Genomic DNA, 23,177 nt, shown 5'->3' on the forward strand with positions numbered 1-23,177 from the left:
TTTCAGCGCCTGACGGCGGCGGCCAGGCGGGCGGAGAACAGTGCCGCCTGTTGATGCAGATGGTCGATAAAGGCCGTCACCAGCGCCGATGAAGGGCGGTGCAGCGGCCGTATCAGGCTGACGGTGAACGGCACGTCGATGCTGAATGGCCGCACGTGCACGCCGCTGCCGGCATAGTCGAGCGCCGTCAGCGGGTTGACGATCGAGACCCCCACGCCGGCTCTCACCATGGCGCACACTGACGCCGCGCTGTGCGTTTCCATCACCATGCGGCGCTCGACGCCCTGCTCGGCGAACAGCGCATCGAGCAAGTGGCGATAGCTGTCGGTGTTCGACAGGCTGATAAAGTTCTGCCCGGTGAAGTCCTGTGGCGTCAGAAGGTCTTTTGCCAGCAGGGGGTGACCCGTCGGCAGCACGCAGACTTCATTCAACGTCATCAGCGTCACCCGCTCGGTGCCCGCCGGCGTCAGGGTGGTTTCCGTCAGCCCCAGATCGTGGCGCTGGGCCGACAGCCACTCTTCCAGCAGCGGCGATTCTTGCGGGATCACGCTGAAGCTGACTTCCGGGTAACGTTCGATAAAGGGCCGGCACACCGCCGGCAGCAGCGATTGGGAAAATACCGGCAGGCACACGATCGACAGCTGCGCCTGCTGAAACTGGCGAATGCCGGCGGCGGCGTTGACGATGCGATCGAGGCCATAATAGGAGCGTTGCACCTCTTCGAACAGCCGTAGGCCCTGCACCGTGGGGGACAAGCGCCCGCGAACCCGATCGAACAGCTGCAGCCGAATCAGCTTCTCAAAGCGCGCCAGCTCACGGCTGACGGTGGGTTGCGAGGTTTGCAGCAGGGCCGCCGCCTCGGTCAGGTTGCCGGTGGTCATCACCGCCCGAAAAATTTCTATCTGCCGCAAAGAGATGCTGTGCATGACGAGGCTGCTCGACTGTAGAGAAAGCTATATCATAAATGAATAGACTACGGCTAAATAGATATTTTCCACCCGATTCAGCGTGCGGCACTATGGCCTTATCTGCCGTTACTTTCGAATTGGGAATATCGCCATGCCACGCCCGTTGCACGACACCTCCACCGCGTTGAACGCCGCTAACCTGCTGGCCTTGCCGCAGCGCTTCGGTTGCCCGGTCTGGGCTTATGATGCCGACATCATCAGCCAGCGCATCGCTCAGCTGCGCCACTTCGACACTATCCGTTTCGCGCAGAAAGCCTGTTCGAACATTCATATTTTGCGCCTGATGCGCGAGCAGGGCGTGAAGGTGGATTCGGTGTCGCTCGGCGAAATCGAGCGGGCGCTGCAGGCCGGTTTTCAGCCGGGCGGCGAGCCGAGCGATATCGTGTTTACCGCGGACGTATTGGATCACGCGACGCTGGCGCGCGTCAGCGCATTGAAGATCCCGGTCAACGCCGGTTCCATCGATATGCTGGATCAGCTCGGCCAGGCTTCCGCGGGGCATCCGGTGTGGCTGCGCATTAATCCGGGGTTTGGCCATGGCCACAGCCAGAAAACCAACACCGGCGGCGAGAACAGCAAACACGGCATCTGGTATGCCGACCTGCCGCAGGCGGTGGAGAAGATCCGCCGCTACGGCCTGAAGCTGATCGGCGTGCATATGCATATCGGCTCCGGCGTCGATTACCAGCATCTGGAGCGCGTCTGCGATGCGATGGTGCAGCAGGTGATCGATCTCGGTCATGACATCAGCGCCATTTCCGCCGGCGGCGGCCTGTCTATCCCGTATCAGTACGGCGAAGAGGCGATCGATACCGAACACTATTTCGGTTTGTGGAACCGGGCGCGTGAGCGCATCGCCGCGCATCTGGGGCACCCGGTGCAGTTGGAGATTGAACCCGGACGTTTCCTGATGGCGGAGGCGGGCGTATTGGTGGCCGAGGTGCGGGCGGTAAAAGACATGGGGAGCCGCCACTTTGTGCTGGTGGATGCCGGTTTTAACGATCTGATGCGCCCGGCGATGTACGGCAGCTATCACCATATTTCGCTGTTGCCGGCCGATGGGCGCGACACCTCGGAACAACCGCTGCGCGACACGGTGATCGCCGGGCCGCTGTGCGAATCCGGCGACGTCTTCACCCAGCAGGCGGGCGGCGGCGTGGAAACCCGCGAGCTGCCGCCGGTGCAGATCGGCGATTATCTGGTGTTTCACGATACCGGCGCCTACGGCGCATCGATGTCCTCCAACTACAACAGCCGTCCGCTGTTGCCTGAAGTGCTGTTCGAAAACGGCGAGCCGCGTTTGATCCGCCGCCGCCAAACCATCGAAGAACTGATCGCGCTGGAACTTATCTGATAAGCGGGCGGGCGCCTTGCGCCCGCCTCACAGCGTCATGCGGCGGTGCTGGCCATTGGGCAATTGCACATCCAGCGACAGCGTGCCGCCCATCGCCTCGATATAGCGTTTGAGCGACGACAGCTTTATTTCGCTGCCGCGCTTTTCCAAATTGGCGACGGAGGGTTGGCTGATACCGAGCCGCTTCGCCAATTCAACCTGAGAGACCGCCAGCTCTTCCCTCAGCATTGCCAGCCGCAGTTCGAAAATTTCCTTGTCCGCTTTTTGCCTGGCTGCGGCAACGACGGCGGGATCGAGCTTGTCGATCAGTTGGGATAACGGTTTGGCCATCTGCACTACCTCCGGGTTGCCAGATAATGTGAAAATTCCATGGCAGCGATGGGCAACATGCGCTGGTAAAAGCGTTTGTCGCCGGTTTTATCGCCACCGCACAGCAATACTGCTTGCCGCTGTGGGTCAAAGGCGAAAAACACCCTGAAAGGGCGCCCGCGATGTTGAACGCGCAACTCCTTCAACTGCCGGGCCGCTTCGGAAAAATGCAGCGTATCGGCGTGCGGCCGCGCCAACTGCGGGCCGAACGTCTGTAATTTGAAGATTGCCGCCAGGATGCTTGTTTGCTGGGCGTTGTTCAGCGCCAAAAACCAGTCGTCGAATCGTTCGACGGTCACCACTTGCCACATGATGCGCTTCGAATATAGCGTTTATGCTATATAGTGTAAAGGTTATTGTGCCAACAATCTGCACGAACGCAGGGAGCGGAAAAAATCCAAAAGCGAGAAATGCGGCGGGCTGCGCAATCTGAGCGCATGGGTGACGGCTCACCCATGCGGCGGCATGATTATGGCTGTTCGTGCGCGTTGTTGAGGGTGGCGACCGAGTGGCGGCGCACCAGCGTTGGGCTGAACATGTTGGTGATTTCCGGCAGCGGTTGCCGGTTGGCCAGCGCCAGCGCCAGCTCCGCCGCCTGGGTGGCCATCGCCACGATAGGGTAGCGAATGGTGGTCAGGCGTGGGCGCAGGTAGCGCGAAATCAACACGTCGTCGAAACCGATCAGCGAAATTTCTCCCGGTACGTCGACGCTGTTATCGCTCAGCACCGACAGCGCGCCGGCGGCCATCGGATCGTTGTAGCAGGTAATGGCGGAGAACGAACGGCCGCGGCCGAGCAATTCGGTCATCGCCTGTTCGCCGCCGATCTCGTCCGGTTCGCCGTAGGCGATCAGCTTTTCATCCACCGCAATGCCGTGTTCCTGCAGCGCGTCGAGATAGCCTTGCAGACGATCGGTGGCGTCGGAAATCTGGTGAGTGGAGCAGATGATGGCGATGCGCTGGTGCCCTTGCTGGATCAGATGTCGGGTCGCCAGCCAGGCGCCGTAGCGATCGTCGAGCGCCACGCAGCGCGTTTCAAACCCCGGCAGCGTGCGATTGATGAGCACCATGCCCGGGATCTGTTGCATCCAGCCGAAAAGTTCCTGATCGCTTAGCCTTTTGGCGTGCACCACCAGCGCTTCGCAGCGGTGCCGCACCAGCTGTTCAATCGCCTGACGCTCTTTTTCGGCGTCGTGGTAACCGTTGCCAATCAGCAGAAAATTGTGGGTGGCGTAGGCCACCTGCTCGACCGCCTTGACCATCGCGCCGAAGAAGGGATCGGAAACGTCGGAGACGATCAGCCCCAGCGTCTCGGTGGATTGCTGCGCCAGCGCTCGTGCGTTGGCGTTAGGGTGATACTGCAGCTGTTCCATGGCGGCCTGCACCGCAGTGCGCGACCCTTCGCTGGCCTTGGGGGAATTGTTTATCACGCGGGATACCGTGGCCACGGAAACACCCGCCAGCCTGGCAACATCCTTTATCGTAGCCATATCAGTCAACACATCCTGGGTAATCGCTTACATCCCCCAGTTTTGCGGAAAAAAACCGGGGCTGCAAGCGGTCTCGTGCGCAACTTGTGGTGGCGGTTGCAGAATCTCTTCGCGTCTGTACGCATAACCGACTGCTACCGAACGATAGCGCAATTTGTACGTTGGCACTGGCGGCGGGCTGAGGTAACGTCTGTGCATTCCGATTTGCGCCGAGAACGCCATGTCCATTAAACGCTATCCGCAGCTCGCCCATTGGGGCGCTTATACCGCCGTGGTTGAAGACGGCCGGCTTATCCGTTGTGAACCCTTCGTCGACGATCCTGATCCTTCGCCGCTGCTCGATTCCATCGTCCCGATGGTCTACTCCGACAAACGCATCCGCAAGCCGGCGGTGCGCCGCTCGTGGCTGCAAAAGCGCGAGGGCAGCGACCGGACGCTGCGCGGCAGGGAAGATTTCGTCGAGGTGGATTGGGAGTTAGCGCTCGATTTGGTGGCGCAGGAGAATCGCCGGGTGCGCGAGCGTTACGGCGCCTCCGGGCTGTTTACCGGCTCTTATGGCTGGTCGTCGGCCGGGCGGCTGCACCATGCCCGCTCGCTGGTGCGGCGGTTCTACTTCAGCGGCGGCGGCGGCGTCGATCAGCAGGGCAACTACAGCTGGGGCGCGGCGCAGTTCTTTCTGCCGTATGTGATCGGCACTTTCTCGCCCTTGACCGGGCGCGTCACCAGTTGGCCGAGCGTGGTGGAGCATTGCGAGCTGTTTGTGGCGTTTGGCGGGTTGGCGCTGAAAAACGCTCAGGTCTCTTCCGGCGGCGCGGCGGAACATGCGCTCAAGCCCTGGCTGCAAAAGCTGGCGCGCAAGGGCACGCCGGTTGTCAACATCAGCCCGATGCGCGATGATTGTCCCGAGTTCGTCAACGCGGAATGGATCCCGATCCGGCCGAATACCGACGTGGCGCTGATGCTGGCGCTGGCTTACGAAATCCAGCGGCTGGGTGCGCAGGATGAAGCCTTCCTGCACAGCCACTGCGTGGGCTATCAACAGCTGGCGGATTACCTGAACGGCGCCGGTGACGGCGTGGCGAAAACCCCCGTTTGGGCTAGCGCTATTACCGGCATTCCGGCGGCGCGCATTGCGCTGCTGGCGCGGCAACTGATCGGAGTGCGCAGTTTCATCACCTGTTCCTACTCCGTGCAACGCGCGCATCGGGGGGAGCAACCGTATTGGATGATGATCGCGCTGTCGGCGATGCTGGGCCAGGTGGGGCTGCCGGGCGGCGGTTTCTCGTTCGGCCACGGCTCGATGAACGGCGTCGGCAATCCACGCGTGGACACGCCTGCGCCGACCATGCCGGTAGGCGAAAATCCGGCCGGGCTGGCGATCCCGGTGGCGCGCATCTGCGACATGCTGTTGCACCCCGGTGAGGCCTATCAATTTTGCGGCGAGACGCGGCATTATCCGGATATCCATTTGGTGCACTGGGCTGGCGGCAACCCGTTCCATCATCATCAGCAGTTGAATCGGCTGGTGGAGGGCTGGCAGAAGCCGGACACGGTGATCGTTCAAGATATCTGGTGGACGGCGGCGGCCAAAATGGCAGACATCGTGCTGCCGGTCACCAGTTCGCTGGAGCGTAACGATATCGGCGGCTCGTCGCGCGATCGCTACGTGTTGGCGATGCATCAGGCCATTGCGCCGCAGCATCAGGCGCGCAACGATTTCGATATCTTCGCCGATCTGGCGGAGCGTCTCGGCTATCGTGAGCGCTTTACCGAGAATCGCGACGAGCGGGCCTGGATCGAAGCTATCTACCGGCAATGCGGCGCAGCGCAGCAGCGCGCCGGCGTCGCCTGGCCCGAGTTTGAGGCCTTCTGGCAACGGGGCTATGTCGAGCTGCCCGCGCCGGCTAAAGAGTTCGTATTTTTTGACGCATTCCGCGCCGATCCGCAGGCTAACCCGCTGCAAACGCCCAGCGGCAAGATAGAGCTGTTCAGCGAGCGGATCGCCGGCTATCGCTACGAAGATTTCGCTCCGCATCCGCAGTGGCGGCCGCCGGTGGAGTGGCTGGGCGCGCCGCAGGCCAAAAACTGGCCGCTGCACCTGATCTCCATTCAGCCGAGCGATCGCCTGCATAGCCAGATGGATCCGGCGCCGCTGGCGCAGGGCAACAAGACCGCCGGGCGAGAAACCTTGTACATGCATCCGGACGATGCGGCGCCGCGCGGTGTGGCGGACGGCGCCGAAGTGCTGGTCAGCAACGCGCGCGGCAGCTGTCTGGCGGGGGTATCGCTCACCGATGGCGTGACGCGCGGCGTGGTGCTGATGGCGACCGGTGCCTGGTTCGAGCCGGGTTTCGACGCGCAGCGCCGGCCGGTCGAGCAGGCGGGCAACCCGAACGTGCTGACGCTGGATATCGGCACCTCGCCGCTGACGCAGGGGCCGAACGCCATGAGCTGCCTGGTCGAGGTCAGCGCATTCACCGAACGTCGGGATCAAGATAGTTAGCGCTGACCAGCAATTGGGTCGACAGCGGGATGTTATCGCGTTGCTGTTGACGCAGTTGTGTCGCGGACGCGGCGAAACTGGAGACTGTTAATGACAGTGTGAAGTGTTGCCCAACCTCGTTATCCGGTACAAGGATGTGTAATGCTTCCCGATCGACGGATAGACGATAGTTGGGTAGATGTCTTTGGCGTGGTTGCCCGGGGGCAAGTGAAAAGGAAAGGGGCTCACCATCACCGTTGCGTAATTCATCAACCGTGAGGCTGAGATAGCTAGAAGCATCGGTTGCGCCGCTTCCTTCTGCCAGGTTTCTATTCTCCCGCAGAGTGAACCCCTGCAACTGCACTGGTTCATCGCAAGTCAACCGATACTGCAATGGGGCGCTGTGCAGCAGAGTGGATTGCTGAGACAGTGTCCCAATATTGTGCTCCCCCAGATAAATGCTGTTTTGTGTGGTCGTTAGCGTGCAGTTAGCGTTAGCCCCAAAACTGATGGCTATGGCTGCCAACCCATAATAAATCACTTTCATGTGTTCTCCTGATATCGATGAACGTTTAGCGACACACTGCTTCGGAGTGGCTGATGCCGGCACGATTGCGGGAAGAGGTGTCTGCAGCAATTGCGAAATAACATGCCTGTCCCGAAGAGTTTTTCATGCTGAAGCGTTGTGAAGACGCATCGTTCGTCGCGCGGTGCGCTTTCTGATGTTCAATGAAGGCTGCGCCCTGATCATTGGTAAAAGCGACCACTTGTTGTTGTTCATCCAAAATCATGCTGCCGATAGCGGGTTTGGTGCCGTCTGCATAGCTAATCTGGACAATGGCCCGCAATGTATTAATGGCATCGATATTGATATGTTTAACGCTGCCACGTGCCAGATTGATCTTGCGCACGCCGTTATCGATATCGGCACCGGGAGGTAAGGTGCTTGTGTCTACGTTAATCAGGCTTGGTTGATACTCACGCAGCCTTGGGATGATCGCCTTACCTTGCTTGCCATAGGTTTTCACCTTGCCGCCTGGCGTAGACACGCTGACTCCGGCGAGGCCCGGTATCGACAAGACGCCGAAGGTATCGCCGATTTTCTGTGGTGAGAGCGTTAGCCCGCTGCTGTCTGCCACCAGGGAGCCAGAGGCACTGTAGTAAAATGCCTGCTGATTTTCTGACAGATGGCTATAGCTGCCGGAAAGCGTTGTGAACGGACTCAAATAGTTCACATTGCCTGAGTAGGTGCCGTTGTTGGATTGGGTGCCCTGTGTTGCATTGAATCCATAAGCCAGATCGCCATTCAACGCTTGGCCGGAAAGCGAATTGCTGATGCTACGATTTCTTCCGTTGCTTATCATATTGGCGCTATAACGTCGGTTTTTTCCCAGCGGTAATGAAAGGGTGGCGAACACCCTGGTATCGTTATCGCGAACCTCGCGGCTGCGCTCTTTTTCCAGGCTAACGCCAACGGTGGCTGCGCCAAATTGACGGTTCCAGAAGGCGTAGACTCGTTGATTTTGTTGCTTATCTCCGCCTTCAGCGCGTGTAACGCCTAAAGAAAGATTTCCGATGTATTTATGGTGCCAGCCTAGGCCCAGGCTGTAGCTTTGACGTTGGTGTGAAGATGATGCACCGTGCGATACAGGCCAATAAGTTCCTTCGCCGTCATCTTTACGCGGAGAACGGAGCTGTGTAGGCGAGCGGTATCGCTCTGACTGGATGCTGTAACCGGCGTTCAGCTTAAGGTTTTTTATCAGGGGTAATGCGCTATTCAGCTGTAGCTTGGTGCCCTTTCCGCTTGACGACTGCGCCACGTGGCTCAAGGCTGTAAAACGATAATCGCTATTGGCAACGCTATAACCGGCGGCGATGCCGCGATAATCGCGGCTGAGGAAACTTCCCCCTCTCACCTGGTGCTGGTTGAGCCATGGCAAAGAGAATGAGCCAGTGATGAAAGGCATTTCTGTGCTTTTTGCCAGGCTGTGAGTGCGCCCGAGAGCAAGGGAGTAACTGCCCTGGCGGGGAGTAGAGTGTCCTGAGCTCGTCAGATAAGGGACGATGAATTGTTTGCGGCTACCGTTGCTTTCCGTGACGGTGACGGACAAATCGACTGCGTCGAACTGCGCAGGGATATCGGTCAGGCGGAAAGTGCCCGGTTGCACCTGCGTGGCGTAAACTAATCTGCCATTCTGAAAAATCTCAACCTTGGCTTGGCTCTCGGCGATACCTTCGACTACCGGCACATCACTGCGTTGACTCAATGACAGCGACGAGTCAGGCAGCCATTGCAGGCCATCTAAGGTAATGCCGCTGTAAAGCGAATCTGATAACGTCGCTCGTCCCAAACGCATCATGGCGTCGTGATCCGTCAATGTCCGCTGCAGATAACTATTATAAGGCGTGTACCCCTGATGTCGTTCTGACTTGTTATAGGTGCCATTATGGCGAAACAGCCAATTGTTGCTGTTGAAGCCGGTTTCCAACGCCGCGTAATCACTGCTGTGATTTTGGCTGTCGAATCGGCTCGCGGTATAATTCAGCATCAGGGCATGGCCGCCAAATTCATAGTCCGCCGGTTGTCGACGGATATAGCGCTCGGGCAACAGCAAAATCAATTGATTATTACCGGTTTCATTGTCGATGCGGCTGCCTTGATAACATTGGCTCATCAGCATTTCTGCCTGAGTGTTGAGCTTGCAGGGGTGTAATCCCAGGCTTTCTACGAGTTCAGCGTCGTATTGCCATTCGCCTTGTTTGTCTATGTTGACTTCATGCCGTCCATGATTTTGTCCGTTGACGTTGATGAATAGCGCTTGTTTTCCTGCGGGAAATTTCGCGCCAGAGGAAAAGTAATCAGCAATCTCACTGGGTAGTCCAAGTGCCCGCATCATTTCAATATCGTAATCGGCCAGACTGGTCGAGGCATAGCCAATAGGCAGACAAAACGCCAGTAGACGTAGCGGTATATGCAATTTCAAAGGCTGCCTCACTGGATTGGGGCAAGGTTGACCGTGATATCGGGTATGGCGCGCCCCGTGTTACTGATTGGCGTGAAGTGCAAACGGGAGGGGGGGATGGTAAGCCTATCGCTCTTACGTGTACCGATCGTTTGCCCAGGCAGCAAATAAGGTTGTTCTAAAACAAACTGCTGGTTACTGGGTTGTACGGTGATGGTAGGGGCTAACCTGACAACGTAAGGGCTGAGATTTTTGACTTGTATAGAATGCCCATTTTGTTGCCAATGCAAGGTTTGCCAGGGAGATTTGTTTTCCACTAGCGCGGAGGGCGTGGCGATAGCGACGACCCGATGCCGAGTATTCACCTTAAGCTGGTTGCTTTTTTCTCCCATATCGGGAATTTCCTGGAAATAGATATGGCGCATTTGCTGACGGGTTTTATCAAGTCCCGAGGGATCGGCAAGCATGACGCGTACCAGCTGAGATTTACCCGGATCAATACGCGCGGCTGGCGGAGAAAGAATGAATAAGGGATCTTCTCCTTGCTTGCTTAATGCATTTTTAACAACGGATGAGAATAGCAACACAGGATAATTACCGATATTATCGACTCTTACCGTTGTCTCTCCTTTCTCTTGATTGACCAAGAGGCTTATTTTTTCCAGTTTAATGGTTGCTTGGCCATGAAATGGAGTAAGCAATATAAATATTGCGGTAAGATAATGGATGAGACCTTTCATTTTATTTCCTGAATAGCGGAGAATAACGAACTCTAGTCAAAGGACGTTAAGATATTTTGCCAAACAAAGAGGCTGAAATAAGTGGGAACAGCGAAGTGTCCCCACCTGGTGATTACAGGTAGTGAACCGAAAGATTCACAGAAGCTTGCAATGCAATGCTGTCTTGCATTTGGATGCTTTTATCATCAATGTAGCTAAGCGGGGTAAGGAATGAACGGTAGTTGAATGTGCCGCTCAGGTTCTGGCCGATCGCCATATTGTCGTAATTAGCATCTGATGTGACCGCAAAGCGATTACCTGAGGCAACAGAGAACATCGCCTGTTCGTGATCTGCACCGTTAGTTACATTGGTTAAATCGAAAATATCATCGCCTTCAGGAATCAGCGCCGCACGCACGGTTTCACCATCCATAGCGATATCTGACAGTGCAAGGCCCAGCACGGCGATATCTTTATTACTGGCGTCTTTTGCCAGCGATGAGGTGAAGTTTCTGTCCATATATTGATAATCGGCATCGCCGCTGGCGCTGGTAACTTCAATACCCATGTTGGTCGGTGCCGTGCAATTTACGGTGAACGGGATGCTGCCCATGCCGTTGCCTTCCAACTGGACAGGATTTACTTTATCAAAAGCTTCGCTGGAATGGCGGCCAAGATCAATGCTATTGGTGTTGGCAGCAATACTGCAGCTGGTGTTATTATAAATTTCTCCGGAGAAATCTACAGACGTACTGGCTGTTTTTGCGGCCAGTACGCTCGTGCACGACAGAGGTAGTAGGGCTAAAAATAAATATTTCTTCATTATTCAGATTTCCTTCTGAGAATATGCCACTAAATAAATAAAAATCGTATTGCTTGAAAATATAAAGCAAGGGTTTCGCAACGTTTTACTAGCGATTCAATGCATGGCTATTTTATTTTTCAATCTCATTTCTTGCAATATTGTGCTAAAAATTTATGTAAAAATAGATTTATATTCTGTTTTTTTGGTTTTTGTTATTCTTTTTTAATTGTTAACTCTGTTTGGTTATTAATGCATAGGTTTTATTGCTTGCGGTTTTTTTAATTATTAATAATTAATTATCCTCGGCGTGCACTTTTGCCGTGAGATCACGATAACAGCAAGGTCTGGAGGCGGCTCTGTTGTTAGTTGGCGCTTTTTGACTTTGTCTTTTTATTGTTGCCGTGCTTGAAAAGCAAGAAAACGAATTGCATAAGTTGATGAAAATGACACGTTGGATATCACGTCTAACTTGGCTCTTGCGTTTGAGAATAGTTTTCGTTAATTGATTGCTTTAGCGTTGAGGAGACAAGAGGGATTAAAGGATCTGCTTCAGTCTTGATTAGGCCGAACCCTCATGTGCTGCACTTACCAGCATATGCGCATGGCTTTTTTTCTCCCCCCACTCGCTTCCTGCGGATGACGCATCATTATTGATCTTTCCGCTGCGGCGATTATTTAAGTTTCATTGAGTTATTACAGCAGATCGCGGGAAATTTACAGCTGGTTGCATTTGGAGCAGAACTCTTGCGATTCGGTGGTAGTTTCCTGCACGCCATCTCTCTAGAGTAGGTGATCCCAGAGGTATTGATTGGTGAGAAATCAGCGTGCCTTGCATGCTGAAGCCATTTTCAATTGCACCAACCTACGCGGATGCGTAGGTTTTTTTTTGCCTGCCATATAGTATTCTTTTCCCTACAACGATTTACGCCTCCATGGCCAAGGGAGAAGTGCATGATCTTTTCACTGCTGCGCGCGCTGTTTCGCCTGTTGTTTCGGGTACGGGTCGAAGGGGACGTCCAGCACTTCGAACGGCAAAAATTACTGATTACGCCGAACCACGTCTCTTTCCTCGACGGCGTACTGCTGGCGCTGTTCCTGCCGATAAAACCGGTGTTTGCGGTCTATGCCAGCATCGGCGAGAGCTGGTTTATGCGCTGGCTGCGGCCTTACATCGATTTTGTCTCGCTAGATCCCACCAAACCGATGGCCGTCAAGCAACTGGTGCGCATGGTCGAGCAGGGACGGCCGATCGTGGTGTTCCCTGAAGGGCGCATCACCGTGACCGGCGCGCTGATGAAAATTTACGACGGAGCGGCGTTTATCGCCGCCAAATCGGGCGCGACCGTGGTGCCGGTGCGGATCGATGGCCCGGAGTTCAGCCCGTTTGGCCGCATGGCCGGGGTGTTCAAGATCCGCTGGTTCCCGCAAATCAGCATCCGCATCTTGCCGCCGACCACGCTGCCGATGCCGGAAGCGCCGCGCGCGCGTGAACGCCGGGCGCTGGCGGGCGATCGGCTGATGCAGATCATGATGCGGGCGCGGATGGAGACGCGCGAGCCGCAAACGCTGTTCCATGCCTTGCTGGCGGCGCAGCACCGCTATGGGCGCCGCAAGCCGTGTATCGAAGACATCGCTTTCAAAGAAGACAGTTACCAGACGCTAGTCAAGAAATCGCTGGGCGTCAGCCGCATTCTGCAGCGCTTTACCGCCGAGGGGGAGCACGTTGGGCTGCTGTTGCCCAACGCCACCATTACCGCGGCGGCGATCTTCGGCGCTTCGCTGCGCAATCGCATCCCGGCGATGCTCAACTACACCGCAGGCGCCAACGGCCTGAACAGCGCGATGACGGCCGCCGGCATCAAGACCATCGTCACCTCGCGCCAGTTTCTGGAGAAAGGCAAGCTGACCCACCTGCCGGAACAGGTGCCGCAGGCTAACTGGGTGTATCTGGAAGATCTGAAAGAGACGGTCACGCTGGCGGATAAGCTGTGGATCCTGCGTCACTTGCTGCAGCCGCAGCGCGCGGCGTTGCCGCAACGTCCGGAGGATCCGGCGCTGATCCTGTTCACGTCCGGATCCGAAGGCCATCCCAAGGGCGTGGTGCATTCGCACGCCAGCCTGCTGGCCAACGTAGAACAAATCCGCACCATCGCCGATTTCACGCCGCGCGACCGCTTCATGTCGTCGCTGCCGCTGTTCCACTCGTTCGGCCTGACGGTGGGGCTGCTTACGCCGCTGATCACCGGCAGCCGCATTTTCCTCTACCCCAGCCCGCTGCACTATCGCGTGGTGCCGGAGCTGGTATATGACCGTAACTGCACGGTGCTGTTCGGCACGGCGACCTTCCTTAACAACTATGCGCGTTTCGCGCATCCGTATGATTTTGCCCGCCTGCGCTATGTCGTGGCCGGCGCGGAGAAACTGGCGGACAGCACCAAACAGATCTACCAGGACAAATACGGCATCCGCATTTTGGAAGGCTATGGCGTGACCGAGTGCGCGCCGGTGGTCTCGATCAACGTGCCGCTGGCGACCAAGGTGGGCACCGTCGGCCGCATCATGCCGCAGATGGAGGCGCGTCTGATCGCGGTGCCGGGTATTGATAACGGCGGCCGTCTGCAGCTGAAGGGGCCGAATATCATGAAAGGCTATCTGCGGGTTGAACGCCCCGGCGAACTGGAGCCGCCGGCGGCGGAAGATGCGAACGGCGTGCTGCAGCCGGGCTGGTATGACACCGGCGATATCGTCAGCCTGGATGAGCAGGGTTACTGCACCATTCGCGGGCGCGTGAAGCGCTTCGCCAAGCTCGCGGGCGAGATGGTGTCGCTGGAGAGCGTCGAACTGCTGGCGCAACGGCTGTCGCCGGATAAACTGCATGCCGCCACGGTCAAAAGCGACAGCAGCAAAGGCGAGGCGTTGGTGCTGTTCACCACCGATCCCGCCATTACCCGCGAGGCATTGCTGCGGGTGGCGCGCGAACTGGGCAGCCCGGAGCTGGCGGTGCCGCGCGATATTCGCCTGTTGAAAACGCTGCCGGTGCTCGGCAGCGGCAAACCTGATTTCGTCACCCTGCGTCATATGGCCGAACAGCCGGAGAGTGCCTGATGAATCCTTCGACCGAATCCCCTTTGTTGTCACGCGGCATGATCGCGGTGATCAGCGCGCAGTTCCTTTCGGCGTTCGGCGACAATGCGTTGCTGTTCGCCACGCTGGCGTTGATCAAGCAGCAGCTGTATCCGGACTGGAGCCAGCCGATCCTGCAGATGGCCTTTGTCGCCACCTATATCATTCTGGCTCCGTTCGTCGGCCAGATCGCCGACAGCTTTGCCAAAGGGCGGGTGATGATGTTCGCCAACGCCCTGAAATTGGCGGGGGCATTGGTGATCTGTTTTGGGGGTAATCCGTTTCTGGGTTACAGCCTGGTCGGCGTGGGAGCCGCCGCGTATTCACCGGCTAAATACGGCATTCTGGGCGAGATCACCAGCGGCGAGAAACTGGTCAAGGCTAACGGCCTGATCGAGGCTTCGACCATTGCGGCCATTCTGACCGGTTCGGTGGCCGGTGGTATTCTGGCGGACTGGCACGTGGCGGCGGCGCTGGCGGCCTGCGCGTTGGTTTACGCGGGAGCGGTGGTCGCCAACCTGTATATTCCGCGTTTGGCGGCGGCGCGTCCTGGCGCTTCGTGGCGTCCGCAGGCCATGACGCACAGCTTCTTTGCTGCCTGCGTTACGCTGTGGCGCGATGGACAGACGCGTTTCTCATTGATTGGCACTAGCCTGTTTTGGGGGGCCGGCGTGACGCTGCGTTTTCTGCTGGTGCTGTGGGTACCGGTGGCGCTCGGCATCGCCGATAACGCCACGCCAACGCTGCTGAACGCCATGGTGGCCGTCGGCATCGTGGTGGGCGCAGGTGCCGCCGCGCGCTTCGTCACGCTTAAAACGGTGAAACGCTGTATGCCGGCCGGGATCCTGATCGGCGTCGCGGTCGCGGTGTTTGCGCTGCAAACGACCATGCTCAATGCCTACGTCTTGCTGGCGCTCATCGGCATGCTGGGGGGCTTCTTCGTCGTGCCGCTCAATGCGTTGCTGCAGGAGCGGGGCAAACATTCGGTCGGCGCCGGCAATGCGATCGCAGTGCAAAACCTGGGTGAAAACGCCGCGATGTTACTGATGCTGGGCCTGTATTCTTTGGTCGTGAAGCTGGGCGTGCCGGTGGTGGGCGTCGGCGTAGGGTTTGGCGTGGTGTTTGCGCTGGCGATTAGCGCGTTGTGGTGGTCGCAGCGGCGGTGAAACGGGGCGCAGCCAGGCTGCGCCCTCCGGCTTCAAGGCGCCGGAATGGTAAACCGGGTGTGGATTTCTTCGAGCGCCTGCAGCACGTCCTCATCCAGAATCACGTCGAGACTGTCGAGGTTGATTTTCAACTGCTCCACCGAGGTGGCGCCCAGCAGGGTGCTGGCGACGAACGGCTGCTGACGCACGAAGGCCAACGCCATCTGCGAAGGATCCAGCCCGTGTTTTTTGGCCAGCGCCACGTATTCGGCGATCGCCCGTTGGGTTTGCTGCCCTGAATAACGGTTGAAGCGGGTGAACAGCGTATTGCGCGCACCGGCCGGTTTAGCGCCGTTGAGGTATTTACCGCTCAGCGTGCCGAACGCCAGGCTGGAATAGGCCAGCAGTTCTACCCCTTCGTGCTGGCTGATTTCGGCCAGGCCAATCTCAAAGCTGCGGTTCAGCAGGCTGTACGGGTTTTGAATCGACACGATGCGCGGCAGCTCGTGTTTCTCCGCCAGTTGCAGATAGCGCATCACGCCCCAGGGCGTTTCGTTGGAGACCCCGATATAGCGAATTTTACCGGCGCGCACCTGCTCGGTCAGCGCCTCCAGGGTTTCCAGCAGCGTGACCGTGGCTTTGTCATCGGTATATTGATAGTTGAGTTTGCCAAAGCAGTTGGTGGCGCGCTGCGGCCAGTGCAATTGGTAAAGATCGAGATAATCGGTGTTCAGCCGCTTGAGGCTGGCGTCCAGAGCGGCGCGGATGTTTTTGCGATCGAGCGCCTGCTGCGGGCGGATGCTGCTGTCAGTGCCGCGCACCGGGCCCGAGACTTTGCTGGCCAGGACGATTTTTTCGCGATTGCCGCGCGCTTTGATCCAACTGCCGATATAGCTTTCGGTCAGGCCCTGGGTTTCCGGGCGGGGCGGCACCGGGTACAGTTCGGCGGTATCTATCAGGTTCACGCCTGCGGCCAATGCATAGTCCAGTTGCGCATGGGCGTCGGCTTCGCTGTTCTGTTCGCCAAAGGTCATGGTGCCCAGTCCCAGCACGCTCACTTCTAAAGAACTGTGGGGAATACGGTGGTATTGCATTAACGGCCTTCCTTTCTTGTTAGCGCTGACGGGCCGTGCGGCCCGGTGAAACAGGAGCCCAATTCAGAAGACGGCGCAAAGTCCGTCGGGCGGCGATGTCGCCTTTCCTGACTATAACCAAGCGGTGAAGATGGGGGAAGCGGATTCCGTGCGGACACGAATGAGGGCTACCGCGCTCGAGCGGGCGATAGCCGGCGTGCGGTGATTAGCGTTCGATAACCTGGGAAACCTGATCGCCGTTGATCTGGCGGTGATTGCCTTTCTCATCTTTATAACTGATGAGCCCGGTGTCTGTGTCGATCTCCGGTTTGCCTTGCGTCAGGATCATGTTGCCGTCTTTGGTCGCCATGACGTAGTCGCTGGAACATCCCGCCAAACCGGCGGCCATAACCAGCGCAGACACTGCCATTACCCACTTTTTCATCCTGCGGATCCTCGATTATGCAGAAAACAATGTTCTTTCAAGATTAGCAAACTCTTGGCAGAGAGCGTCTCAGATAAGTCTTTATCTGATAAGAAAAACTGAAATGAGGGGGCAACGAAACGGCGGAAGCCGCCGATGGCGGCCTCCGCGTAGGGTTATTCCGGCGAACGGTTTTTCTTGCTGCGCATCAGATTGAGCGCTTCTACCGACATGGAGAAGAACATGGCGAAGTAGATGTAGCCTTTCGGCACGTGCACCTGGAAACTTTCCAGCATCAGCGTGAAGCCCACCAGGATCAGGAACGCCAGCGCCAGCATTTTCACCGACGGATGGCGATTGACGAACTCGCCGATCGGCCGTGCGGCGAACATCATCACGCCGACGGCAATCACCACCGCCGCCATCATGATGAACAGGTGATCGGAAAGGCCTACGGCGGTAATCACCGAATCCAGACTGAAGATGATATCCAACAGCATGATCTGTACGATCGCGCCGAAGAAGCTGTGCACCTTGGTGTGGTGCTCTTCTTCCGTGCCTTCGATGGTTTCGTGGATCTCTTTGCTGGCTTTCCAGATCAGGAACAATCCACCGAGCAGCAGGATCAGATCGCGGGCGGAAATGGCGTGATCCAGCACGGTGAACAGCGGGTGCGTCAAGCGGATCACCCAGGCGATGGAGGCCAGCAGCGCCAGACGCATAATCATGGCGGCGGCCAGCCCGAGCCGGCGAGCTTTGTTCTGTTGCGCTTTGGGCAGCTTGGCCACCACCAGCGACAGAAAAATGATGTTATCAATACCCAGTACGATCTCAAGAATGGTTAGCGTACCTAACGCTAACCAGGCATTGGGATCCATAATCCATTCGAACATTGCCCGACACACCTTAATACTTAATAAATGCAAAGCGTGAATTATACGCGTTTATCGTGGCGCTGACAGGGTTAGCTAAACCAGAGTTAAACGAAATCGCTTAGATTGAGAAATGTCTTGCCAGCAGCGCGCCGGTAAAACCCTTTTTCAGATAGAAACCGCGCGGCAGCGTCATGATAGGTTGCCCCTGTTCGCCGATGGCTTCGGTGAGCGCCTTGTTGTTGGCCGCTTTGGGGCGCAGTTGCAGCACTTCGCCGTGGCGTGCGGTGATGCGTTCTACGTGACCGAGCACAATCAGATCCATCAGCTCTTCCCAATCGCGGCGCAGCATCTCTTCTTCTGCAGCGCTCGGGCTCCACAGCAGCGGCGAACCGACGCGGCGCTGCGCCAGCGGGATTTGCCGTTCGCCCTCTACCGGTATCCACAACACGCGCGCCAGCTTGTGGCGAACGTGGCTGCTGGCCCAGGTGACGCCGCTGTTGCCGGTGAGCGGGGCCACGCAGACGAAAGTGGTCTCCAGCGGTTTGCCGGCGGCGTCGACAGGAATGGTTTTCAGCTCAATGCCCAGCTCAGGAAAATCCTGTTCCGGTTTGCTGCCGGCCATGGCACCGAGGTACAGCTCCAGCAGCATGCCCACCCAGCCTTTATCGCGTTTCAGATCCTTGGGGATCGGCAACTGCGCGCGGGCGGCCAGTTCGCCAAAACTGAAGCCGGCCAGCGCCTGAGCGCGCTCGAACAGCTGCCGTTCATTTTCCGGCGGGGGTGGCAGAGGGGATAAAAACGCCATAAATCAAGCCTGTCGAATTTGGTTGAAAAACGTACTGCAAAGATACACGGGAAACGGTAACCCCAGTCGCCTGGGGAAAAGAATAATAGTAGCATGATTTTACATGACTTTTTTTCTTTCCTTGCGCGGGCGACAATGCTCCCGCGAGGCTTGTTCACCTGAAGCCACCGACAATAAACAGGATCTTACACCTATTTATCCACAGATTTATGGGATAACCCAAATTTTTACCGATTACTGGTTCAATTTACAGCCTTGACTCGGGCGGTTTTTTACGAATTTGTCCGTTTTGTGCGTAACTTGCCCGGATAATCTGTGGATAAAAACGGCGTTGGTGGATCTTTCGCCAGGGTAAGATCCTTACCGTGCATAGATCACATTTTTGCCCTGTACATAACTGTGGGATATTGGTTAATTATATGTTTTTAGGAGTAATATTGTTTTTTCGGTGTGAGGAGGGATTTTCGGGGACGAGAGTTTTACCGGCTTATCCCTCGAGTTCTACACACACCTATCCACAGAAAAAGTGAATAAAACCGGTCTGAAATGCCGATGCATGTTTATAACTTTGCCTATATCTGTGAGTTATCCCAATGTTATCCGGCCCGCAGCGCCGTAAAGCAGTGGTTTACCGCCTGTAGCTTGTGTGAAACAATCAGGACATCTATGCGAATTTAAGCTTATCGAGGTAGTCCGGTGATCGATGATGATGGCTACCGCCCGAATGTTGGTATCGTAATCTGTAATCGTCAGGGGCAGGTCTTATGGGCCCGCCGTTACGGTCAGCACTCCTGGCAGTTTCCCCAAGGTGGGATTAACCCTGGCGAAACTGCGGAGCAGGCGATGTACCGTGAGCTGTTCGAAGAAGTGGGGCTGAGTAAAAAGGATGTGCGCATCCTGGCTTCGACCCGCAACTGGTTGCGCTATAAATTGCCGAAACGTTTGGTGCGTTGGGACACAAAGCCGGTTTGTATCGGCCAAAAGCAAAAATGGTTTTTGTTGCAGCTACTGTGCAATGACGCTGATATCAACATGCAGCGCAGCAGCACACCGGAGTTCGACGGTTGGCGCTGGGTGAGCTTCTGGTATCCGGTGCGCCAGGTGGTGTCGTTTAAACGCGACGTCTACCGCCGGGTGATGAAAGAATTCGCCGTGACCGTGATGCCGATGCAAGAGCAGGCGGCGCCGCGGCAGGCCCCCGCTTATCGCCGAAAGAGAGGTTAAGTTAAGCCGACTATGCTCACGCGCTTGCGAGAAATTGTAGAGAAGGTGGCCGCGGCGGCCAGTCTGACGGATGCGCTGGATCTGCTGGTCAATGAAACCTGTCTGGCGATGGACACCGAAGTGTGCTCCATTTACCTGGCGGACAACGATCGCCGCTGTTACTACTTGATGGCCACGCGCGGGCTGAAAAAGCCGCGCGGGCGCACTATCGCATTGGCGTTTGACGAAGGTGTCGTCGGGTTGGTCGGCCGCCGGGCCGAACCCATCAACCTGGCCGATGCCCAAAGCCATCCCAGCTTCAAGTACGTTCCGCAGGTCAAAGAGGATCGTTTCCGATCCTTCCTCGGGGTACCGATCATTCACCGGCGCCAGCTGTTGGGGGTGTTGGTGGTGCAGCAGCGCGAGCTGCGCCAGTTCGACGAAAGCGAAGAGTCGTTCATGGTCACCCTGGCCACGCAGATGGCCGGGATCCTTTCACAGTCGCAGCTTAATGCCATTTTCGGCCAGTATCGCCAAACGCGCGTGCGCGCGCTGGCGGCCTCGCCCGGCGTAGCGGTGGCGGAAGGGTGGCAGGACAGCAGCCAGCCTTCGCTCGATCAGGTTTACCGCGCGTCGACGCTGGACACCGCCAGCGAGCGCGAGCGCCTGACGTTGGCGTTGGAAGAGGCCGGCGCGGAATTTCGCCGCTTCAGCAAGCGTTTTGCCGCCAGCTCGCAAAAAGAGAGCGCGGCGATCTTCGATCTTTATTCTCACCTGCTAAACGACGCCCGCCTCAAGCGCGAATTGTTCGCCGAAATTGACAACGGCTCGGTGGCGGAATGGGCGGTGAAGCAGGTGATAGAAGCCTTTGCCGAACAGTTCGCCAAACTGCAGGACACCTATATGCGCGAGCGCGGCAGCGACCTGCGCGCGCTGGGTCAGCGCCTGCTGTTCCACCTCGACGACACCACTCAGGGCGCCACCCAGTGGCCGGCGCGTTTTGTGCTGGTGGCGGATGAACTGACCGCGACATTGCTGGCCGAAGTGCCGCAGGATCGCCTGGTTGGCGTGGTCGTGCGCGACGGCGCCGCCAATTCGCATGCGGCGATTTTGGTGCGGGCGATGGGGGTGCCGACGGTGATGGGCGCCGACATCCAGCCTTCTCTGCTCAGCCAGCGGCTGCTGATCGTTGATGGGTATCGCGGCGAACTGCTGGTCGATCCTGAGCCGGTGCTGGTGCAGGAATACCAACGGCTGATCAGCGAAGAACAGGAACTGAGCAAGCTGGCGGAAGACGACGTCGAACAGCCGGCGCAGTTGAAAAGCGGCGAACGCGTTCAGGTGATGTTGAACGCCGGCCTCAGCCCGGAACATGAACAGCTGTTGGGCGGCCGGGTGGACGGCGTGGGGTTGTACCGCACTGAAATTCCGTTCATGTTGCAAAGCGGTTTCCCTTCTGAAGAAGAACAGGTCGCGCAGTATCAAGGCATGCTGCAGCTTTACCCCAACAAACCGGTCACGCTGCGCACGCTGGACATCGGCGCCGATAAGCAACTGCCCTACATGCCGATCAGCGAAGAAAATCCCTGCCTGGGCTGGCGCGGCATTCGCATCACTCTGGACCAGCCGGAGATTTTTTTGATACAGGTGCGCGCCATGCTGCGCGCCAATGCCGGCACCGGCAACCTGGGCATTTTGCTGCCGATGGTCACCAGCCTGGAAGAGGTCGATGAGGCCAAGCGCTTGATTGACCGCGCCGGGCGCGAGGTGGAAGAGGTGCTTGGCTACGCGATCCCGAAACCGAAAATCGGCGTGATGCTGGAAGTGCCGTCGATGATTTTCCTGATCCCGCATTTGGCCGGGCGCGTCGACTTCATCTCGGTAGGCACCAACGATTTGACCCAGTACCTGCTGGCGGTGGATCGCAACAACACGCGGGTAGCCTCGCTGTACGACAGCCTGCATCCCGCGATGCTGCAGGTGCTGAAGCTGATCGCCGAACAGGGGAAAGCGGCCGGGCTGCAGCTTAGCCTGTGCGGTGAACTGGCCGGCGATCCGATGGGCGCGCTGTTGCTGGTAGGCATGGGCTATCGCAATCTGAGCATGAACGGACGCAGCGTGGCGCGCATCAAATACCTGCTGCGGCATATCGATCTTGCCGACGCCGAAGTGTTGGCGCACCGAGTGTTGAACACCCAAATGACCACGGAAGTGCGCCATTTGGTGGCGGCGTTTATGGAGCGACGCGGCATGGGCGGGTTGATTCGCGGCGGCAGATAATCGCCGCGCGATGTGATTTTTTTACAGAACTTTTCCCGCGCTGCCGGCCCGGACCGCGCTAAGCCTATGTTATGATGCGCAACCTCAGCGCGACGCATGTTCGTCGTCTTGCAAACCGCAGCGGCCAACGCTGCCGTTTGAAAGGCGTGTGACAACCTGCGCCGACGTTTGGCACCTGCCGCCCCCGCATGGGGAAAAATAACAGACATGTTGTGGTGATAGATGAGCAATAGCTATCTGGCGTTTCCTAAATTTGATCCGGTCATTTTCTCCATTGGCCCGGTTTCTTTGCATTGGTACGGCCTGATGTATCTGGTCGGCTTCGTTTTTGCCATGTGGCTGGCGGTGCGCCGCGCCAACAAGCCGGGCAGCGGCTGGACCAAAGACGAAGTGGAAAACCTGCTCTACGCCGGTTTCCTGGGCGTATTCGTCGGCGGCCGCGTGGGCTATGTGCTGTTCTACAACCTGCCGTTGTTCCTGGATAATCCGCTATATCTGTTTAAAGTCTGGGATGGCGGCATGTCGTTCCACGGCGGATTGATGGGGGTGATTCTGGTGATGTTCTGGTTCGCTCGCCGCACCAAACGCACCTTCTTCCAGGTTTCCGATTTTATCGCGCCATTGATCCCGTTCGGTTTGGGCGCCGGCCGCCTCGGCAACTTCATCAACGGTGAACTGTGGGGCCGCGTGACCACCGACACCCCTTGGGCGATGCTGTTCCCAAGCTCGCGCAGCGAAGACGTGGCGCTCGCCGCCGCCGATCCTTCTCTGCTGCCGCTGCTGAATCAGTATGGCGTGCTGCCGCGTCACCCGTCCCAGCTGTATGAACTGCTGCTTGAAGGCGTGGTGCTGTTTATCATTCTGAACCTGTTCATCCGCAAGCCGCGGCCGATGGGTGCCGTATCGGGCCTGTTCCTGATCGGTTATGGCGCATTCCGCATCATCGTTGAAGCGTTCCGCCAGCCGGATGCCCAGCTTGGCCTGTTCGACGGCGTGATCAGCATGGGGCAGATCCTGTCCATCCCGATGGTGGTGGCCGGTGTTATTATGATGATTTGGGCGTACCGTCGTCGCCCGCAGCAACAACTGTCGTGAGGGAC

The 23,177-nt window shown here is 57.5% G+C and carries 19 protein-coding genes; 7 read left to right on the plus strand and 12 right to left on the minus strand.

Translation table 11 applies throughout. The features are described 5' to 3' along the window. Nucleotides 1-2: 2 nt before the first annotated feature. Entirely contained in the window at nt 3-926 is a 924-nt protein-coding gene (locus ACUTQY_RS06150; RefSeq protein ID WP_046687734.1) for a LysR family transcriptional regulator, read from the minus strand. Nucleotides 927-1,059: 133 nt separating this feature from the next. Between ACUTQY_RS06150 and lysA the strand changes: the two genes are divergently transcribed. Then, nucleotides 1,060-2,322, plus strand: coding sequence for a diaminopimelate decarboxylase (gene lysA, locus ACUTQY_RS06155; RefSeq protein ID WP_033644838.1), 1,263 nt, complete (start codon nt 1,060-1,062; stop codon nt 2,320-2,322). A 27-nt stretch (nt 2,323-2,349) separates the two neighbouring features. Here lysA and ACUTQY_RS06160 read toward each other — a convergent pair whose 3' ends face one another. The 3 genes from ACUTQY_RS06160 to galR form a co-directional block, all read right to left on the minus strand. Further along, complete coding sequence (locus ACUTQY_RS06160; RefSeq protein WP_025304078.1) at nt 2,350-2,652, minus strand: helix-turn-helix domain-containing protein; 303 nt, start codon at nt 2,650-2,652, stop codon at nt 2,350-2,352. A gap of 5 nt (nt 2,653-2,657) precedes the next feature. Further along, complete coding sequence (locus tag ACUTQY_RS06165; protein ID WP_033644839.1) at nt 2,658-3,002, minus strand: type II toxin-antitoxin system RelE/ParE family toxin; 345 nt, start codon at nt 3,000-3,002, stop codon at nt 2,658-2,660. Between the two features lie 158 nt (nt 3,003-3,160). Next, nucleotides 3,161-4,180 (minus strand): HTH-type transcriptional regulator GalR, encoded by a 1,020-nt coding sequence (galR, locus tag ACUTQY_RS06170; protein WP_033644840.1) that lies wholly within the window; start codon nt 4,178-4,180, stop codon nt 3,161-3,163. Between the two features lie 220 nt (nt 4,181-4,400). Between galR and ACUTQY_RS06175 the strand changes: the two genes are divergently transcribed. Next, nucleotides 4,401-6,683 (plus strand): molybdopterin guanine dinucleotide-containing S/N-oxide reductase, encoded by a 2,283-nt coding sequence (locus tag ACUTQY_RS06175; protein ID WP_046687733.1) that lies wholly within the window; start codon nt 4,401-4,403, stop codon nt 6,681-6,683. Here the strand turns inward: ACUTQY_RS06175 and ACUTQY_RS06180 are convergent. The 4 genes from ACUTQY_RS06180 to ACUTQY_RS06195 form a co-directional block, all read right to left on the minus strand. After that, nucleotides 6,655-7,209, minus strand: coding sequence for a hypothetical protein (locus ACUTQY_RS06180; RefSeq protein WP_046687732.1), 555 nt, complete (start codon nt 7,207-7,209; stop codon nt 6,655-6,657). The genes ACUTQY_RS06175 and ACUTQY_RS06180 overlap by 29 nt on opposite strands. 25 nt (nt 7,210-7,234) lie before the next feature. Continuing rightward, nucleotides 7,235-9,646, minus strand: a complete 2,412-nt coding sequence (locus tag ACUTQY_RS06185; RefSeq protein WP_046687731.1) for a fimbria/pilus outer membrane usher protein — start codon at nt 9,644-9,646, stop codon at nt 7,235-7,237. Between the two features lie 8 nt (nt 9,647-9,654). Beyond that, the gene (locus ACUTQY_RS06190) at nt 9,655-10,365 is read right to left on the minus strand and encodes a fimbria/pilus periplasmic chaperone (RefSeq protein WP_046687730.1); all 711 of its coding nucleotides are present in this window, start codon (nt 10,363-10,365) and stop codon (nt 9,655-9,657) included. Between the two features lie 112 nt (nt 10,366-10,477). Next, complete coding sequence (locus ACUTQY_RS06195) at nt 10,478-11,167, minus strand: hypothetical protein (RefSeq protein WP_342188223.1); 690 nt, start codon at nt 11,165-11,167, stop codon at nt 10,478-10,480. 933 nt (nt 11,168-12,100) lie between these two features. Here ACUTQY_RS06195 and aas point away from each other — a divergent pair. Together aas and lplT are read left to right on the plus strand one after the other, a co-directional pair. Beyond that, complete coding sequence (aas, locus tag ACUTQY_RS06200; RefSeq protein ID WP_046687728.1) at nt 12,101-14,254, plus strand: bifunctional acyl-ACP--phospholipid O-acyltransferase/long-chain-fatty-acid--ACP ligase; 2,154 nt, start codon at nt 12,101-12,103, stop codon at nt 14,252-14,254. Further along, a complete protein-coding gene (lplT, locus tag ACUTQY_RS06205) occupies nt 14,254-15,438 on the plus strand; it encodes a lysophospholipid transporter LplT (RefSeq protein WP_033644843.1) in 1,185 nt (394 codons plus the stop codon). The genes aas and lplT overlap by 1 nt, the downstream gene beginning before the upstream one ends. Before the next feature lie 32 nt (nt 15,439-15,470). Here lplT and ACUTQY_RS06210 read toward each other — a convergent pair whose 3' ends face one another. The 4 genes from ACUTQY_RS06210 to mutH all read right to left on the minus strand — a co-directional run bounded on the left by ACUTQY_RS06210 (nt 15,471) and on the right by mutH (nt 18,594). Beyond that, nucleotides 15,471-16,511, minus strand: a complete 1,041-nt coding sequence (locus tag ACUTQY_RS06210; protein WP_033644844.1) for an NADP(H)-dependent aldo-keto reductase — start codon at nt 16,509-16,511, stop codon at nt 15,471-15,473. Nucleotides 16,512-16,716: 205 nt separating this feature from the next. Next, nucleotides 16,717-16,935: a YgdI/YgdR family lipoprotein gene (locus ACUTQY_RS06215; protein ID WP_016929923.1), complete on the minus strand. Its 219-nt coding sequence runs from the start codon at nt 16,933-16,935 to the stop codon at nt 16,717-16,719. A gap of 155 nt (nt 16,936-17,090) precedes the next feature. Further along, complete coding sequence (locus tag ACUTQY_RS06220) at nt 17,091-17,807, minus strand: TerC family protein (protein WP_042785275.1); 717 nt, start codon at nt 17,805-17,807, stop codon at nt 17,091-17,093. 100 nt (nt 17,808-17,907) lie between these two features. Beyond that, the gene (gene mutH, locus ACUTQY_RS06225; protein WP_033644848.1) at nt 17,908-18,594 is read right to left on the minus strand and encodes a DNA mismatch repair endonuclease MutH; all 687 of its coding nucleotides are present in this window, start codon (nt 18,592-18,594) and stop codon (nt 17,908-17,910) included. A gap of 696 nt (nt 18,595-19,290) precedes the next feature. Between mutH and rppH the strand changes: the two genes are divergently transcribed. The 3 genes from rppH to lgt all read left to right on the plus strand — a co-directional run bounded on the left by rppH (nt 19,291) and on the right by lgt (nt 23,172). Then, entirely contained in the window at nt 19,291-19,818 is a 528-nt protein-coding gene (rppH, locus tag ACUTQY_RS06230; RefSeq protein ID WP_004931849.1) for an RNA pyrophosphohydrolase, read from the plus strand. A gap of 12 nt (nt 19,819-19,830) precedes the next feature. Beyond that, nucleotides 19,831-22,077 (plus strand): phosphoenolpyruvate--protein phosphotransferase, encoded by a 2,247-nt coding sequence (gene ptsP, locus ACUTQY_RS06235; protein WP_033644849.1) that lies wholly within the window; start codon nt 19,831-19,833, stop codon nt 22,075-22,077. A 222-nt stretch (nt 22,078-22,299) separates the two neighbouring features. Beyond that, nucleotides 22,300-23,172 (plus strand): prolipoprotein diacylglyceryl transferase, encoded by an 873-nt coding sequence (gene lgt, locus ACUTQY_RS06240; RefSeq protein WP_015378920.1) that lies wholly within the window; start codon nt 22,300-22,302, stop codon nt 23,170-23,172. Nucleotides 23,173-23,177: the final 5 nt, after the last annotated feature.

The organism is Serratia sp. TSA_130.1 (genome assembly GCF_052691795.1).